Here is a 15,540-nt window from a genome sequence, read left to right on the forward strand (position 1 = left end):
GGCCCGGCGGGTCAGAACCCGCCCGGCGTCGCCTGCCGCCGCACGATCTCCTGGTGCAGCCCGCGCCAGCGTTCCAGCGCCGCCGCCGTGCCCTGCCTGTCCATCTCCCGCGCCGCATCCGCCAGTTCGCGCCGCAAGGCGCGCAACTCGAGATGGCCCATGACCATGGCCCAGCCGGCTCGCGCCTCCTCCAGAGGGGCCTCCGGCCGGGTGAAGGGCCATTTCTTACGAATGCGGTCCACCAATGCCGGCGGCAATCCATCGGCTTCGGGAACAGTCAAGTAGGGCCGAGCCTGCTGTGAATCAAGTCCGGCCGAGTCGGAGCCCGATTCGCGACCATGCGATTCGCCGAGTCGCGCCAGCAGGGACTGGCGCAGCGAATCGAGGCCCGAATCGGGGATCTCGATCATGGCGAAGCCCTCGCCGACTTCCTCGCCGAGGTCGGGATGTGCGGCGAGAAGGCAGAACAGGACGCAGAATGCCAAGTGGTCATCCTGTTCATCACGGATCGACCGCGGCTTGGGCCCGGCCGGCACCGGCGGCTTGCCGCCCGGCCGCCACTCCTGCCGCTTCGGGCGCCAGGGATATGCCTCCTCGAACCGCGCCCGCAGCTCGGCCAGGTACTGGCCCTGCACCGCCGGGTCGGCGATCCGCCGGGCCTGGGCCTCGACGCCAGCGCGCAGGCCCGCGCGGCCCTCCGGCGTCTCCAACCGGTGCATCGTGGTCTGGCGGTCGAACAGCACCCGGACCATGGGCAGGGCGCTCTCGAGCACTGCCTGCATGGAGGCGCCGCCGCCGGAGCCGCGGATCAGGCTGTCCGGGTCCTCGCCCTGCGGCAGGAAGGCGATGCGGGCCGAATGGTCCGGCTTCAGCTGCGGCAGGATGCGGTCCATTGCCCGCCAGGCGGCGCGCCGCCCGGCCTCGTCGCCGTCGAAGCACAGCACCGGCACCGGCGCCATCTTCCACAATTCGACGATCTGCTCCTCAGTCAGGGCGGTGCCGAGCGGCGCCACCGCCGCCTCGAAGCCGGCCCGGACCAGGGCGATCACATCCATGTAGCCTTCGGCCACGATCACGGTCTGGCCCTGCGACGCCGCCTGCCGGGCGCGGGACATGCCGTAGAGCAAATTCCCCTTGTGAAATAGCGGGTTGTCCGGGCTGTTGACGTATTTTGGCCCGTCGCCTTCCATGATCCGGCCGCCGAAGGCGACGGTGCGGCCCCGCCGGTCGGCGACCGGGAAGATCACCCGGTTGCGGAAGAAGGAGTAGAGATCGCGCCCGTCATCCGGCCGCCGGGCCAGCCCGACCTCCTCGATCATCGCATCCTGGAAGCCCTGGCCGCGCAAATGCTTGATCAGCTTGCCACCATCGGTGGGAGCGTAACCGAGGCGAAAGCGCGAGATCGTGTCGCCGTCCAGGCCGCGGCCCTTCAGGTAGTCGCGCGCCGCCCGGCCGCCGGCGCCTCGCAGCTCGGCCTCGAAGAAGGCGCAGGCGGATTCGACCACGTCATACAGCGTCTTCTGCCGCTCGAACCGGGCCCGGTCCTCCGGCTCGGCCTTCGGCACCTCCAGCCCGGCCTGGGAGGCCAGCGTCTCGATCGCCTCCATGAAGGACAGGCGGTCGTGCTGCATGACGAAGCTGATGACGTCGCCGGTGGCGCCGCAGCCGAAGCAGTAGAAGAAGCCCTTCTGGTCGTTGACCGTGAAGCTCGGCGTCTTCTCCTTGTGGAACGGGCAGCAGGCCTTGAACTCGCCCTTGGTGCTGCGCTGCAGCGGCACCCGCTTGCCGACCACGTCGGACACCTGGAGGCGGGTGCGCAGCTCTTCAAGGAAGCCGGGAGGAAGGGACATGCAGGGGTTCTATCCGGCGAGGGCGCGTCAGCGTAACGCGATTCCCGCCTCACAGGTCAGCGGTTATGAGGTCAGTGCCTCCCCGCTTGTCATTGCCGGGCTTGACCCGGCAATCCAGCAGAGCGTCCCGACAGTCTCTGGATGCCCGGGTCAAGCCCGGGCATGACAGGTTGGGGGTTGCGCCTGTCCCTCAGCCCAGTTGCGCCTTGACCGCGGCCGAGACCTTGGAGAAGTCCATGCGGCCGGCATAGCGCGACTTCAGCTCGGCCATCACCTTGCCCATGTCCTTCATGCCGGCGGCGCCGAGGTCCTGGATCACCGTGCCGATCGCGGCCGCGGTCTCGGCCTCGTCCATCGCCTGGGGCAGCCAGCGCTCGATCACCGCGATCTCCGCCTGCTCCTTGTCGACCAGGTCCTGCCGGTTGCCCTGCTGGTACAGGGCGATGCTCTCGCGCCGCTGCTTCACCATGGTCTGCAGCAGCGACAGGATCTCCTCGTCCGGGATGCCGTCGGTGTTGCCCTTGGCGCGGGCGTCGATGTCCTTGGTCTTGAGCGCGGCGATGATCATCCGCACGGTCGAGAGCGTGCGCTCGTCCCGCGCCTTCATCGCCTCCTTGAGCGTGTCGGTGAACTGGGTGCGCAGCATGATGAGGATCCTCCTGGAACAAGCGGCGCGAATGTCGGCCATTCGGCCGGCATAGGCAAGAGATGGGGGCGGCCATTCCGCCAGCGCGGGCAAGAGGGGCTGGAATCTTGCATCCACCCGTGCTTTATGCCTGGAAATTCAGACCCCGAGGTTGCCATGTCCCACACCGCTCCGCCCCCCGGCGCCACTGCGGCGCTCGTGCTCGCCGACGGCACGGTGCTTTGGGGCCGAGGCATCGGCGCGACCGGCCGGGCGATCGGCGAGGTCTGCTTCAACACCTCGATGACCGGTTACCAGGAGATCATGACCGATCCGTCCTATGCCGGGCAGATCGTCACCTTCACCTTCCCGCATATCGGCAATGTCGGCGCCAACCCCGAGGATATCGAGACCGGGACCACAGCGGCGCGCGGCCTGGTGCTGCGCGACGACATCACCGAGCCGTCGAACTGGCGCGCCACCCGCGACTTCGACGACTGGCTGCAATCCTTCGGCCTGATCGGCATCGCCGGGGTCGACACCCGCGCCCTGACCCGCCGCATCCGCGACGCCGGCGCCCCGACCGGGGTGGTGATCCACGCCCCCGACGGCGAATTCGACATCGCTGCCGCGCTGGCCGAGGCCGAGGCCTGGCCCGGCCTCGAGGGCATGGACCTGGCCAGGGAAGTGTCCTGCACCCAGACCTATCGCTGGGACCAGACGCGCTGGGCGCTCGGCACCGGCTACGGCACGCTGAAGAGCCCGAAGCGCAAGGTCGTGGCGATCGATTTCGGCGCCAAGCGCAACATCCTGCGCTGCCTGGCCTCGATCGGCTGCGAGGTCACCGTGGTGCCGGCGACGGCGACGGCCGAGGACGTGCTGAGCCACAGCCCGGACGGGGTGTTCCTGGCCAACGGCCCGGGCGACCCGGCGGCGACCGGCGCCTACGCCGTGCCGACGATCAAGGCGCTGCTCGACACCGGGCTGCCGATGTTCGGCATCTGCCTCGGCCACCAGATGCTGGCCCTGGCGCTGGGCGCGAGCACCGGCAAGATGGCGCGCGGCCATCGCGGCGCCAACCACCCGGTCAAGGACCTGACCACTGGAAAGGTCGAGATCACCAGCCAGAACCACGGCTTCCAGGTGCTGGCCGAAAGCCTGCCGGACAGCGTCGAGGTCACCCATGTCAGCCTGTTCGACGGATCGAACGAGGGGCTGCGGCTGAAGGACCGGCCGGTGTTCTCGGTGCAGTACCACCCCGAGGCCAGCCCGGGGCCGCAGGACAGCCACTACCTGTTCCAGCGCTTCGTCGATCTGATCGACGCACACAAGCGCTGATGCCGCAGCGCACGCCGCCGCGCCTGCTCGGCCCCAGGGTCTTCCTGACCCTGGCCGGGCCGGCCGACGGCGCAGCGCTGGCCGCTTTCCACGACCGGGAATGGGATTATCTCGGCCCCTGGCTGCCGCCGCGCAGCGCCGCTTGGCGCACCGAGGCCCATTGGCGCCGCTGGGGGGCGGAGGCGGTCGACCTGTTCCTGGACGACCGCGCCGTGCGGCTGGTGCTGCGCCGGATCGACCCGGCTGACGCCGGCATCGTCGGGCAGTTGAACCTGAACATGTTGGCGCGCGGCGCCTTCCAGGCGGCGACGCTGGGCTATCACATGGCCGCGGCGCAGCAGGGCCAGGGGCTGATGCGCGAAGCGCTGGAGATGGCGATCCCCTACGCCTTCGGCCCCTTGGGCCTGCATCGGCTGATGGCCAACCACCTGCCGGAGAACACCCGCAGCGCCGCCCTGCTGCAGCGCCTGGGCTTCGTCCGCGAGGGCTATGCCAAGGATTATCTGTTCATCGGCGGCGCCTGGCGCGACCACGTGCTGACGGCGCTGACCAACCCCGATCCGGTCGACCCGCCGGCGGCCTGACCCGGAACCCGCCTCCCCTCCCTGCCGTTGCCTTTGCACCAAGGCCATCGCAGCGAGGAGGCGACATGCCGGAGGACCAGGGCCCCGCGCCCACGCTCACCAAGACCGAGGCCCGCCACGGCGAGACCAGCGGCCATATGCGCTGGGTGCTCCATGCCTCCATGGCGCTCGCGGTCATCATCCTCGGCGCCGTGCTGCTCTGGTGGGTCTTCTGACCGGACAAAGAAGGGGCGGCCCAGGGGCCGCCCCAAGTCTTCCCAGCCTGATTCCGTCGCTACATCCAGTAGGGCGGCACTCGATAGTAGTCGTGCACCTGCCGCGCCCAATCCCGGTCGTCCCAGTCGAAGCGGTCGCCGGCATCATGTGCCGGGGCGCCGCGCAGCTGGTCCTCGGTGATGTCCAGCTCATAGGCGTCGAGCGCCTCGTTGTAGGTCAGCATCGACCATGGCAGGGCGTAGTAGTCCTCGCCGATGCCGAGGAAGCCGCCGAAGGTCATGACGGCATAGCCGACGCGGCCTGTGCGCTTGTCGATCATCACCCGCTGGATGGTGCCGATCCGGTCGCCGTTCGGCCGCCGCACCGGGGTGCTCTCGACCTTGTCGCTGGCGATCAGCCGCTCGGTCTCGCGCGAGCTGAGATCACGGGCTGTCTGGGTCTGCATGTCGCTCTCCCACAGTGGTGGTCTCCCTCAGGCAATGGCTCGGACGGGGGCACGGTTCCCAAGGAACCGGAGCCCGAGGCGAGCGATTGATCAGGGACTGCCCTTTCCGGAGAAGCGAGGCCGCGATGATGAGCGATCCGAAGCCGCCCCCCGACGATCCCACCCGCCCGCCGATGCCGATTCCGCGGCCGGACACGCCGCCGGACGGCCCGGGACAGCCGCCGCCGGAGGTGCCGCCCGACGGTCCGGCCGAGCCGCCCCTGCCCGAACCGGTCCGGATGTGACCCATGAAAAAGGCCGGCCCCACAGGGCCGGCCTCGATCTTTTCTGGATCAGGCGCGAGATCAGTTCCAGCGCCAGGGGTTGTAGTAGGGGCGACGCCCGTCATGCCAGCTGTTGCGGCGCCAATCCCGGCGGTCATGGCGCCAATCACGACGGTCGTGGCGCCAGTCGCGACGATCGTGGCGCCAGTGGTCACGACGCCAGTCCCGGCGATCATGGCGCCATTGGTCGCGACGCCATTCCACCTTGGTGGCGAGGTTCGCGTCGCCCTGCCCGTTCCACACCGCCGCGGCGGCCACAGGCGCGGGCGCCCGGTCCTGGGCGAAGGCGGCGCCGGAGGCGCCGGCGAGGAGCAGAGCCGCCGAGGCGGCCACGAGAAGACGCTTCATACCAGACAACATAGGGGGATCCCTCTTCCATCAACCGGAGATGTTCCCTGAGAAACAACCGGCTCCCCCATTCCACGCCTTATCCTGAAGATTCCGTCGCCGATGGAAGCTGCAGCAGCAAGCATACGGTGACAAACCAAGCGAGAACGCCGCCAAATTCCTTTTAGGACACGAAGAGATCACAAAGAGGACACAATCTGAATTCCAAATGAATTGCAGAATCTTACGAAAACTCAATTATCAATACACGATCGACGGCGATGGCCATTGGTCCGGACCAAATCCGGGTCGGCGGTCAGAGGATGGCGAGCGGCAGCTTCCGCCGCGGCGGCGGGAAGGCCTGGTCCAGCGCCGCCAGATCGGCCTCGTCGAGGACGAGGTCGAGCGCCTTGCGATGGTCGCGCAGCCGTTCCTCCCGGCTGGATTTCGGGATGGCGACGACACCCTGCCGAGTCAGCAGCCAGGCCAGCGCCACCGTGGCCGGCGCCACGCCGTGCCGGCGGGCGACGCCGCCGAGGCCCGGGTTGCCGAGCAGCCGGCCCTGGCCGAGCGGCGAATAGGCCATCACCGGCAGGAAGCGGTCCTGGCACCAGGGCAGCAGGTCCCATTCGATGCCGCGGGCCGACAGGCTGTAGCAGACCTGGTTCGTCGCCGTGCGCCCGCCGCTCTTCTCGGCAACCCAGCCCTCCATGTCGTCGAGGTCGAAATTGCTGACGCCCCAATCGACCACCTTGCCGTCCTGCCGCAGGCGCTCGAACGCTTCGATGGTCTCGGCATAGGGCGTCCCGCCCTGCCAGTGCAGCAGGTACAGGTCGATGCGGTCGGTGCCGAGCCGGCGCAGGCTGCGCTCGCAAGCGTCGATCGCGCCCCTCCGGCCGGCATTGTGCGGATACACCTTGCTGACCAGGAACACGCCGTCGCGGCGGCCGCGGATCGCCTGGCCCACCACCTCCTCGGCGCCGCCCTCGCCATACATCTCGGCGGTGTCGATCAGGGTCAGGCCGAGATCGAGCCCGGCGGCCAGCGCCGCCGCCTCCTCGTCGGCCTCGCGCCGGTCCTCGCCCATGCCCCAGGTGCCCTGTCCCAGGATCGGCATGGCAGCGCCGGAGGGCAGCGCCACCGTGGTCTCGCCCGCCGGTCGGCGGCGCAGCCCGTCTGTGCCGGTCATTACCATGCCTCCTATTCCGCGATCGCCATGCGATCCTGCGGCATCGCACCGGCGGCGGCCAGGGTCCAGATCGTCAGCGCCCCCTGCCGGCCGCGGATCTCCGCCTGGCCGGCCGGGTCGAACGCCCCCAGCACCTCCTGCGGGCAGCCCTCGCGGCCGGCCTGGACCACGGCGGCGTCGCTGGCCACCACCCGGGCGGCGAGGCGGCGGCTCAACCGCTCCAGCCGGCTGGCGACGTTGACGGTGTCGCCGACGACGCCGAATTCGAGGCGCCGCTCGTCGCCGATATTGCCCATCACCACCAGGCCATAGTGCAGGCCGATGCCGACCTCGACCGGCACCGCGCCGCGGGACTGCCGCTTGGCGTTCCAGCGCTCGACCTCGCTGCACATCGCCCGGGCGCAGCTGAGCGCGTTGCTGGCGTCGCGCGGGCCGGGCTGCGGCGTGCCGAAGGTCGCCATCACGCAGTCGCCGATATATTTGTCGATCGTGCCCTCATGGGCGAAGACCTGCTGCGCCATGCGCCGGTGGAAGCTGCGCAGCAGCGCCACCACCCGTTCCGGCGCCAGCCCCTCGGCCTGGCCGGAGAAGCCGACGATGTCGACGAACAGGATCACCGCCGGCTGGCGCTGGATCTCGCCGAGCGGCGTGGCCGAGGCCGCCAGCCGGCTGACCAGGTTGGGCGAGAAGTAGCGCGACAGCGCCGCCTTGGCCGCCTCCATCCGCGCCGCCCGCCCCACCAGCCTGCGCGAGCGCCACACCGCCAGCGCCAGCACCACCGTCATCAGCACCAGGACAACGGTCTGAATCATCCACAGCGTGCTGCTGACGGCATGCGGGTCGAGCGACATGGCGATGCGCGCGGCGTCGGGGTTCGGACTGTCGACCACGTCGTTGGCGCTGGTGACGATGCTGTCCGGCCGCGACGCCAGCCAGGCGAAGCCGAGCGACCAGGACACGGTCAGCGCCCCGCCGACCAGCAGCACCAGCTTGGGCGAGTAGCTGAGCGCCACGCCGCACAGGAACAGCAGCAGGAACAGGAAGTTGGGGATCCGCTGGGTGAACTGGACCGGCAGCTCCGAGCTGAACAGCGGGTTCGGTGCCACCATGACGAAGGTCAGCACCACCGCGTCCAGCACCAGGAAGGCGCCGACGCCCCAGACACCGATGCTGCCGCGGCGCTGCAGCAGATAGGGGATCAGGCCGAGCACGAGGAAGACCGCCATCACGCCGAGATAGGCCACCGACCGATCGGCCGGGATGGTCAGCACGACGTAGAGCGCGAGCAGCCCCAGCACCAGGGCACGGCCGTAAAAAACGTAGGACAGACCGTCCCGCTCCTCCCGCTCCACGGCGCCCTGGATCCCAAGGGGCGTCGCCTGCGCCGGTTTCGCCATGCCGCTCTCCAGCCCGATGATGCGGTGCAAATGGGGCCTGCATGCGGGTTTCGCCAGGGTCCGGATGACGACAGGTCGCCCCTGCCCTGCGCCCTGCGGCCGCCCCGGGGCTTTCCCCGCGCGCGTTACTTCCTTATAAGAGCGCGCTCCTTCGGGAGCGTGCCCCCCGTACCCAGCAGGCCGCCCCCAATGCCCAAGCGCACCGACATCCGCTCGATCTGCATCATCGGCGCCGGACCGATCGTCATCGGCCAGGCCTGCGAGTTCGACTATTCCGGTGCCCAGGCCTGCAAGGCGCTGAAGCAGGAGGGCTATCGCGTCATCCTGATCAATTCCAACCCGGCGACGATCATGACCGATCCGGAGCTGGCGGATGCGACCTATATCGAGCCGATCACGCCGGAATTCGTCACCCGCATCCTCGAGGCCGAGCGTCCGGACGCGCTGCTGCCGACCATGGGCGGGCAGACGGCGCTGAACACCGCCATGGCGCTGGCCGAGGACGGCACGCTGGAGCGGCTGGGGATCGAGCTGATCGGGGCCAAGCGGGACAGCATCGAGAAGGCCGAGGATCGCGCGAAGTTCCGCGAGACCATGGACGAGATCGGCCTGGAATCGCCGAAGAGCGCGGTGGTGCACAGCCTGTCCGAGGCGATCGACGCGCTGCCGGGCGTCGGCCTGCCGGCGATCATCCGGCCGTCCTTCACCCTGGGCGGCACCGGCGGCGGCATCGCCTACAACCGGGTCGAGTTCGAGGAGATCGTCCGCTCCGGCCTCGCCGCCAGCCCGACCCGCGAGGTGCTGATCGAGGAATCCGTCCTCGGCTGGAAGGAGTACGAGATGGAGGTGGTCCGCGACCGCGCGGACAACTGCATCATCATCTGCTCGATCGAGAACATCGATCCGATGGGCATCCACACCGGCGACAGCGTCACCGTCGCCCCGGCCCTGACCCTGACCGACAAGGAATACCAGCGGATGCGCGACGCCTCGATCGCGGTGCTGCGCGCGATCGGCGTCGACACCGGCGGGTCGAATGTGCAGTTCGCGGTCGACTCCGAGACCGGCCGCATGGTCGTGATCGAGATGAACCCGCGGGTCAGCCGCTCCTCCGCCCTGGCGTCCAAGGCGACCGGCTTCCCGATCGCCAAGGTCGCGGCCAAGCTGGCGGTCGGCTACACGCTTGACGAGCTGGCCAACGACATCACCAAGGTGACCCCTGCCAGCTTCGAGCCGACGATCGACTATGTCGTCGTCAAGATGCCGCGCTTCACCTTCGAGAAGTTCCCGGGCGCCGAGCCGACCCTGACCACCAGCATGAAGTCGGTCGGCGAGGCGATGTCGATCGGCCGCAACTTCGCCGAGGCGCTGCAGAAGGCGCTGCGGTCGATGGAGACCGGGCTGACCGGGCTGGACGAGGTCGAGATCCCGGGCGTCGCCATGGACGCGCCGGACCCCCAGGTGATCCGCGCCGCCCTGGCCCGCCCGACCCATGACCGGCTGCTGGTGATCGCCCAGGCGATGCGCCTCGGCCTCGGGGTCGAGGAGATCCGCGCCGCCTGCAAGTTCGATCCCTGGTTCCTGCGCGAGATCGAGAAGATCGTCGCGGCCGAGGAGGAGGTGCGGCGCTACGGCCTGCCCGAGGATGCGCAGGGCTTCTCCCGGCTGAAGCGGATGGGCTTCTCCGACGCCCGGCTGGCCAAGCTGGCCGACACCACCGAGGCGGAGGCCACCTCAGCCCGCCGCGGCCTCGGCGTAACTCCGGTCTACAAGCGGATCGACACCTGCGCCGGCGAGTTCGCCTCGGCCACGCCCTACATGTACTCGACACATGAGGCCGGCTTCGACGAAGGCGAGTGCGAATCCGACCCGACCGACCGCGAGAAGATCATCATCCTCGGCGGCGGCCCGAACCGGATCGGCCAGGGCATTGAGTTCGACTATTGCTGCGTCCATGCCGCCTATGCGCTGAAGGAGGCCGGCTACGAGACCATCATGGTCAACTGCAACCCGGAGACGGTGTCGACCGACTACGACACCTCGGACCGGCTGTATTTCGAGCCGCTGACTGCCGAGGACGTGATCGAGCTGATCCGGGTCGAGCAGGAGCGCGGCACGGTCAAGGGCGTGATCGTCCAGTTCGGCGGCCAGACGCCGCTGAAGCTGGCGCATGACCTGGAGGCGGCCGGCATCCCGATCCTGGGCACGCCGAAGGACGCGATCGACCTGGCCGAAGACCGCGAGCGCTTCCGCGACCTCCTGGACAAGCTGGGCCTGCGCCAGCCGAAGAGCGGCATCGCCCATTCGGTCGAGGAGGCGGAGGCGATCGTGCAGGAGGTCGGTTTCCCCTGCCTGATGCGCCCGTCCTACGTGCTGGGCGGCCGGGGCATGGAGATCGTGCACGACCTGCAGGGCTTCCGCCGCTACATCACCACGGCCGTCAAGGTCTCCGGCCGCAACCCGGTGCTGATCGACCGCTACCTGCAGGACGCGATCGAGGTCGATGTCGACGCGGTGCGCGACAGCGAGCAGGTCTATGTCGCCGGGATCATGGAGCATATCGAGGAAGCCGGGATTCATTCCGGCGACAGCGCCTGCGCCCTGCCGCCCTATTCCCTGTCCGCTGCCGTGGTCCAGGAGATCGAGCGCCAGACCCGGATGCTGGCCGACGGCCTCGGCGTCATCGGCCTGATGAACGCCCAGTTCGCGGTCAAGGACAACGAGGTCTACGTCATCGAGGTCAATCCGCGCGCCAGCCGCACCGTGCCCTTCGTGGCCAAGGCCACCGGCACGCCGATCGCCAAGATCGCGGCCCGGGTGATGGCCGGCGAGAAGCTGGCTGACTTCACCCTGCACGGCCCGAACCCGCCCTACACGGCGGTGAAGGAGGCGGTGTTCCCGTTCAACCGCTTCCCCGGCGTCGACGTCATCCTGGGGCCGGAGATGAAGTCGACCGGCGAGGTCATGGGCCTGGACCGCGACTTCGGCCGCGCCTTCGCCAAGAGCCAGCTGGGCGCCAACCAGAAGGTGCCGCTGTCCGGCACCGTCTTCGTCTCGGTCAAGGACCGCGACAAGCCGGCGATCCTGGAAGTCGCCCGCCGGATCGCCGAGCTGGGCTTCGAGATCCTGGCATCGAGCGGCACCGCCAAGGCGCTGGAGGACGGCGGCCTGAAGGTCCGGCGCATCAACAAGGTGATGGAAGGCCAGCCGCACATCGTCGACGCCATCCTGAACGGCGAGGTCCAGCTGGTGTTCAACACCACCGACGGCGCCCAGACGGTGCGCGACAGCTTCGGCTTGCGCCGCGCCGCGCTGGTCAATAACATTCCCTACTCGACGACCGTGGCCGGGGCGCGTGCGACTGTGGAGGCGATCGCCGCGCTTAAGGCCGGGGCGCTTGAAGTCGCCCCGCTGCAATCCTACCTAGGTTCGGCGCGGTAGCACCGGGGGCAGGGATACGAGCAGGTCTGGAGGCCGGCGTCCTGGACGCCGGGTGTAACGCTTTTTGGCTTTTTGGGACTGGAGCGCGATGGAAAAGGTGCCGATGACCGCGGGGGGATACAACCGCCTGCAGGAAGAGTTGAAGCATCTGAAGAGCGTGGCGCGACCCGAGGTGATCAAGGCGATCGCGGAGGCACGCGAGCATGGTGACCTGTCCGAAAACGCGGAATACCACGCGGCGCGCGAGCGCCAGAGCTTCATCGAAGGCCGGGTGATGGAACTCGAGGACCGGATCAGCCGGGCCGAGATCATCGACACCTCCAAGCTGTCCGGCGACACCGTCAAGTTCGGCGCCACCGTGACGCTGGCGGACGAGGACACCGACGAGGAGATCACCTACCAGATCGTCGGCCAGGACGAGTCCGACATCAAGGAAGGCCGCCTGTCGATCACCGCGCCGCTGGCGCGTTCGCTGATCGGCAAGGCCGAGGGCGACCAGGTCGAGGTCACCACCCCCGGCGGCTCCAAGAGCTACGAGATCGTCACGGTCCAGTTCGTCTGACCGGCCGGTTCTCTTAGAGTTCCGCAACGGCCCCGCTTCGGCGGGGCCGTTTGCGTTCGGCTTAGCCCAACCCGAGCGGACCGGCCATTCCCACCGCACGGATCGTGTGCTATACGCCCGCCCATCATGACCCACGCTCTGCGATACCCAGGCGAAAAACCGTCCTTCTGATCGGAAGGGTGGCAGAGCGGTCGTGCGTCGGTTTCCAAGCCTCAGGTAAAGTCAGCCCCAGCGGGAGTACGTTGCTCGTCCCTTGTTCCGGACGGGCGTTGCCGCAGGCCCGACTCGCCGACTCTCCGCCAGCCTTCCACGGCCCACGGGCTCGCCTATCGGTGAAGGCAAGGCGCTGTAAACGCCCCGCTCGCGCTGTGGTGGTTCGACTCCGCCCCCGTGGACCAGACCTCCCGGACCCCTCTGACGGGTCCGGCCCGGACAGGACCGATGGCGAATTCCGGCGCGGCGGCACCGACAAGGGACGTCGCGCCATCCCTTGTCGTCATCGGCGGTGCAGGCAGGCCGTAAGGGCGGCGCGCCGAAACCTTGACGCGCCGTTCGACCCGGCCGTCTGCACCGCATCACCTGTCGCAGTTGGAGGCATGCGGCTGCTCCTCCTCCTGATCTCCACGAACACGAGTGCGGCGAGGCCGCCGAGGCCGGCCGTCAGCCACAGGGCCGCCGCGGCCCCCAGCCGCTCCAGCATGGCGGCGAACAGGAACGGCGCCAGGGCCGAGGCGATGTGGACAACGCTGGAGATCCAGCCGAGCCGCTCGGCATAGCCCGCCCGCCCGAACAGCATGAGCGGTACCGTGCCGCGGACGATGCTGTTCAGCCCGGATCCGAGCCCGAACAGGATCGCGAAGCCGAGCGCCGCGGCCAATTCAGGCGCGCCGAGCAGCAGCAGGCCGAGCGCCAGCGGCGGCAGGCTGGAGGCGACGATCGCGAGGCCGACCGGGCTGGCGCGGCGGCCGGCGGTCATGGTCAGGAAGYGGCTCAGCACCTGGGCCGGACCGAACAGGCTGCCGACCAGCAGGCTGCCGGCGCCCAGGCCGATCGYCGCGAGCAGCGGGACCATATGCACCAGCACGGCCGAGGAGACGAAGCCCGCGAGCGAGAAGCCGGTGGCGGTCAATATCAGCAGGACGCGCCGATCCTGGCGCTGGCTTCCGGTGTCCTCAGGGACCTTGCCGGCCGAAGGCGCCGCCGGGCCGACAGCCCGGACCAGGCTTCGCAGCCAGAGATGGATCGGCAGGCACAGCAGCAGATGCAGCGCGGCGAAGACCAGATACACCTCGCGCCAGGTCAGATGGTCCTGCAGCGCCGCGGTGGCCGGCCAGAACAGGGTCGAGGCGAAGCCGGCGATCAGGGTCAGATGGGTGATGCTGCGCTGGGCACCGAAGCCGACGACCTGGACCAGTGCCGGGAACGCCACCTCGTAGAGAACGAAGGACGCGGCCAACTGGATCGCCACCAGCCCCAAGGCCAGGCCCAGCGGCCCGGGTGCCACGGCGCAGGCGACGAGCGCGGCGGCCGCCCCGACCGAGCCCAGGGCCATCACCCGGCCGGCGCCGTGCCGGTCGACCCAGCGGCCGCAGTGCGGACCGACCAGCGCCCCGGCCAGGAGCGCCGCCGAGAACGCGCCATAGACGGCGTCCTGCGACCAGCCGATATCGGCGGCCATCCCCGCGGCGAGGATGCTGAAGCTGTAATACAGCGTGCCGTAGCCGATGATCTGGGTCAGCCCGAGCCCGGCGACGACCCCGAGGAGCCGCCGCCCGGAGACCGGACCGGCCGCGCCGATCGCCTCAGCCATGATGTCTCCCGTCGTTCAGCAGCAGGCCGATGCTTTGGCGGGAGCGGCCGATGCGGCGGGGCCGCAGCAGGAAGCCGCCTCCGCCTCGCGCCGGCCGGGGCCGTTGCAGACGCCGGTCTCGGGCAGGTCCAGCTCGACGCGGGCCGCGGCCTCCATGTCGCCGGCGAGGAAAGCCGCGACCGACCGGGCCTGCTCGTATCCGGTGGCCAGCAGGAAGGTCGGGGCACGGCCATAGGCCTTCATGCCGATGATGAACAGGCCCGGCTCCGGCTGCGCCAGCTCGGCCGCGCCATGCGGGCGGACCGTACCGCAGCTGTGCTCGCTGGGGTCGATCAGCGACGCCAACGCCCGCGGGCAGTCGAGCGCGGGGTCGAGGTCGATGCGCAACTCGCCGAGGATCGACAGGTCCGGGCGCAGGCCGGTCGCCACCACCATTTCATCGGCGTCGATCTCGTATTCGGCTCCGTCCCGGTCGCCCAAGACACGGATACGGCCGTCGGGTGTCGTCTCGATCGCGTCCACCGCGAAGGGCGCGACGATCTCATAGGCGCCCGCCTCCGCCAGCGCCCGCAGCCGCCGGCCGAGGGCGCCGCGGCGCGGCAGCTGGTCGGCCTCGCCGCCGCCGAACAGCCTGGCTCGATCAGTGCCGCGGAAGGCCCAGACGATCCGGGTGCCCGGCGCCTCTATGGCCAGCTCGGCCAGGTCGAGCAGCGTACCGGTGGCGGAATGGCCGCTGCCGACGACCAGGACCCGGCGGCCGGCATAGCGGTCGCGCTCGCGGCCGAGCACGTCGGGCATGCCGTAGCGGATGCGCGCGGCGGCAGCGCGCTCGCCGATCGCCGGCAGGCCGCCGGCCCCGGCCGGATTCGGCGAGGACCAAGTGCCGGAGGCGTCGATCACCGCCCGGGCAAAGATCCTGCCCTCACGCCCTGAGCTGTCGATATATCGGACTTCGAAGGGTCGTTCCTCCCGCCCGGCGGCGCGGACCTTGCCGTGGCCGGCGCGGGCGATGCCGGTGACGCGGGTGCCGAGACGCAGGCGGCCGGCGATCTCCGGCGTGGCCGCCAGGGGGTCGAGATAACGTTCGGCCAGGTCGAGACCGGTCGGATAGCCGGCCGCGTCCGGATGCGACCAGCCCTGCCGCCGCAGCAGCGCGACCGTGGCCTTGTCCGTGCTGTAGCCCCAGGGCGAGAACATCGGCACATGGCCCCAGTCGCGCACCGCTGCGCCGACCCGGTCACCGGCTTCCAGGATCACGGGCTCGATCCCGCGGCCGAGCAGATGCACCGCGGCGGCCAGGCCGACCGGGCCGGCGCCGATGATCGCGACCGGCAGCTCCGAGGACGAGGCGGCCGCGAGCACTGCACGGTCCGACGAGGCAAGCGGGCGGTTCATCTGGCATCTCCTCACTGTCTATGTTCTAGGCATCGAAG

14 protein-coding genes and 1 tRNA gene are annotated in these 15,540 nt (G+C 69.6%); 7 read left to right on the forward strand and 8 right to left on the reverse strand.

Annotation, left to right across the window (positions count from 1 at the left end; genetic code table 11):
* Positions 1 to 11: 11 nt before the first annotated feature.
* Together dnaG and AB4Z01_RS24145 are read right to left on the reverse strand one after the other, a co-directional pair.
* On the reverse strand, positions 12 to 1,850 hold the full coding sequence (dnaG, locus tag AB4Z01_RS24140) for a DNA primase (protein WP_441698318.1): 1,839 nt from the start codon (positions 1,848 to 1,850) through the stop codon (positions 12 to 14).
* Positions 1,851 to 2,040: 190 nt separating this feature from the next.
* Positions 2,041 to 2,496: a GatB/YqeY domain-containing protein gene (locus AB4Z01_RS24145; protein WP_441698319.1), complete on the reverse strand. Its 456-nt coding sequence runs from the start codon at positions 2,494 to 2,496 to the stop codon at positions 2,041 to 2,043.
* 156 nt (positions 2,497 to 2,652) lie between these two features.
* On the opposite strand from AB4Z01_RS24145, the gene carA reads away from it, so the two are divergent.
* The 3 genes from carA to AB4Z01_RS24160 all read left to right on the forward strand — a co-directional run bounded on the left by carA (position 2,653) and on the right by AB4Z01_RS24160 (position 4,612).
* Positions 2,653 to 3,813 (forward strand): glutamine-hydrolyzing carbamoyl-phosphate synthase small subunit, encoded by a 1,161-nt coding sequence (gene carA / locus AB4Z01_RS24150; RefSeq protein ID WP_441698321.1) that lies wholly within the window; start codon positions 2,653 to 2,655, stop codon positions 3,811 to 3,813.
* On the forward strand, positions 3,813 to 4,397 hold the full coding sequence (locus AB4Z01_RS24155; RefSeq protein WP_441698323.1) for a GNAT family N-acetyltransferase: 585 nt from the start codon (positions 3,813 to 3,815) through the stop codon (positions 4,395 to 4,397). Before carA ends, AB4Z01_RS24155 begins: the two co-directional genes overlap by 1 nt.
* Before the next feature lie 65 nt (positions 4,398 to 4,462).
* Complete coding sequence (locus AB4Z01_RS24160) at positions 4,463 to 4,612, forward strand: hypothetical protein (protein ID WP_441698325.1); 150 nt, start codon at positions 4,463 to 4,465, stop codon at positions 4,610 to 4,612.
* 59 nt (positions 4,613 to 4,671) lie between these two features.
* Here the strand turns inward: AB4Z01_RS24160 and AB4Z01_RS24165 are convergent, their stop codons facing one another.
* The gene (locus tag AB4Z01_RS24165; protein WP_441698326.1) at positions 4,672 to 5,058 is read right to left on the reverse strand and encodes a PRC-barrel domain-containing protein; all 387 of its coding nucleotides are present in this window, start codon (positions 5,056 to 5,058) and stop codon (positions 4,672 to 4,674) included.
* 125 nt (positions 5,059 to 5,183) lie between these two features.
* Here AB4Z01_RS24165 and AB4Z01_RS24170 point away from each other — a divergent pair, with 125 nt between their 5' ends.
* Positions 5,184 to 5,342 carry a hypothetical protein gene (locus tag AB4Z01_RS24170; protein WP_441698328.1) on the forward strand — a complete coding sequence of 53 codons (159 nt, stop codon included), beginning with the start codon at positions 5,184 to 5,186 and terminating at the stop codon, positions 5,340 to 5,342.
* Between the two features lie 60 nt (positions 5,343 to 5,402).
* On the opposite strand, the gene AB4Z01_RS24175 is transcribed toward AB4Z01_RS24170, so the two are convergent.
* From AB4Z01_RS24175 to AB4Z01_RS24185, 3 genes are all read right to left on the reverse strand, one after another.
* Entirely contained in the window at positions 5,403 to 5,729 is a 327-nt protein-coding gene (locus AB4Z01_RS24175) for a hypothetical protein (RefSeq protein ID WP_441698330.1), read from the reverse strand.
* A gap of 295 nt (positions 5,730 to 6,024) precedes the next feature.
* On the reverse strand, positions 6,025 to 6,897 hold the full coding sequence (locus AB4Z01_RS24180) for an aldo/keto reductase (RefSeq protein WP_441698332.1): 873 nt from the start codon (positions 6,895 to 6,897) through the stop codon (positions 6,025 to 6,027).
* Positions 6,898 to 6,908: 11 nt separating this feature from the next.
* A complete protein-coding gene (locus AB4Z01_RS24185) occupies positions 6,909 to 8,294 on the reverse strand; it encodes an adenylate/guanylate cyclase domain-containing protein (RefSeq protein ID WP_441698333.1) in 1,386 nt (461 codons plus the stop codon).
* A gap of 189 nt (positions 8,295 to 8,483) precedes the next feature.
* Between AB4Z01_RS24185 and carB the strand changes: the two genes are divergently transcribed.
* The 3 genes from carB to AB4Z01_RS24200 all read left to right on the forward strand — a co-directional run bounded on the left by carB (position 8,484) and on the right by AB4Z01_RS24200 (position 12,695).
* Positions 8,484 to 11,735, forward strand: a complete 3,252-nt coding sequence (gene carB, locus AB4Z01_RS24190; protein WP_441698335.1) for a carbamoyl-phosphate synthase large subunit — start codon at positions 8,484 to 8,486, stop codon at positions 11,733 to 11,735.
* A gap of 88 nt (positions 11,736 to 11,823) precedes the next feature.
* Complete coding sequence (gene greA, locus AB4Z01_RS24195; RefSeq protein ID WP_342238834.1) at positions 11,824 to 12,297, forward strand: transcription elongation factor GreA; 474 nt, start codon at positions 11,824 to 11,826, stop codon at positions 12,295 to 12,297.
* A 314-nt stretch (positions 12,298 to 12,611) separates the two neighbouring features.
* Positions 12,612 to 12,695 (forward strand) — tRNA-Tyr (locus AB4Z01_RS24200).
* Positions 12,696 to 12,793: 98 nt separating this feature from the next.
* Here AB4Z01_RS24200 and arsK read toward each other — a convergent pair.
* Together arsK and AB4Z01_RS24210 are read right to left on the reverse strand one after the other, a co-directional pair.
* The gene (arsK, locus tag AB4Z01_RS24205; protein WP_441698337.1) at positions 12,794 to 14,107 is read right to left on the reverse strand and encodes an arsenite efflux MFS transporter ArsK; all 1,314 of its coding nucleotides are present in this window, start codon (positions 14,105 to 14,107) and stop codon (positions 12,794 to 12,796) included.
* 15 nt (positions 14,108 to 14,122) lie between these two features.
* On the reverse strand, positions 14,123 to 15,502 hold the full coding sequence (locus AB4Z01_RS24210; protein ID WP_441698339.1) for an NAD(P)-binding domain-containing protein: 1,380 nt from the start codon (positions 15,500 to 15,502) through the stop codon (positions 14,123 to 14,125).
* Positions 15,503 to 15,540 lie beyond the last annotated feature (38 nt).

The organism is Inquilinus sp. YAF38 (genome assembly GCF_052113205.1).
In the GTDB taxonomy this organism is placed as follows: Bacteria; Pseudomonadota; Alphaproteobacteria; order DSM-16000; family Inquilinaceae; genus Inquilinus.

Bases quoted from the DNA above. Each gene is read 5' to 3' on its own strand.
- dnaG (WP_441698318.1), bottom strand. From the start codon at position 1,850: ATGTCCCTTCCTCCCGGCTTCCTTGAAGAGCTGCGCACCCGCCTCCAG.
- AB4Z01_RS24145 (WP_441698319.1), bottom strand. From the start codon at position 2,496: ATGCTGCGCACCCAGTTCACCGACACGCTCAAGGAGGCGATGAAGGCG.
- carA (WP_441698321.1), top strand. From the start codon at position 2,653: ATGTCCCACACCGCTCCGCCCCCCGGCGCCACTGCGGCGCTCGTGCTC.
- AB4Z01_RS24155 (WP_441698323.1), top strand. From the start codon at position 3,813: ATGCCGCAGCGCACGCCGCCGCGCCTGCTCGGCCCCAGGGTCTTCCTG.
- AB4Z01_RS24160 (WP_441698325.1), top strand. From the start codon at position 4,463: ATGCCGGAGGACCAGGGCCCCGCGCCCACGCTCACCAAGACCGAGGCC.
- AB4Z01_RS24165 (WP_441698326.1), bottom strand. From the start codon at position 5,058: ATGCAGACCCAGACAGCCCGTGATCTCAGCTCGCGCGAGACCGAGCGG.
- AB4Z01_RS24170 (WP_441698328.1), top strand. From the start codon at position 5,184: ATGATGAGCGATCCGAAGCCGCCCCCCGACGATCCCACCCGCCCGCCG.
- AB4Z01_RS24175 (WP_441698330.1), bottom strand. From the start codon at position 5,729: ATGAAGCGTCTTCTCGTGGCCGCCTCGGCGGCTCTGCTCCTCGCCGGC.
- AB4Z01_RS24180 (WP_441698332.1), bottom strand. From the start codon at position 6,897: ATGACCGGCACAGACGGGCTGCGCCGCCGACCGGCGGGCGAGACCACG.
- AB4Z01_RS24185 (WP_441698333.1), bottom strand. From the start codon at position 8,294: ATGGCGAAACCGGCGCAGGCGACGCCCCTTGGGATCCAGGGCGCCGTG.
- carB (WP_441698335.1), top strand. From the start codon at position 8,484: ATGCCCAAGCGCACCGACATCCGCTCGATCTGCATCATCGGCGCCGGA.
- greA (WP_342238834.1), top strand. From the start codon at position 11,824: ATGGAAAAGGTGCCGATGACCGCGGGGGGATACAACCGCCTGCAGGAA.
- AB4Z01_RS24210 (WP_441698339.1), bottom strand. From the start codon at position 15,502: ATGAACCGCCCGCTTGCCTCGTCGGACCGTGCAGTGCTCGCGGCCGCC.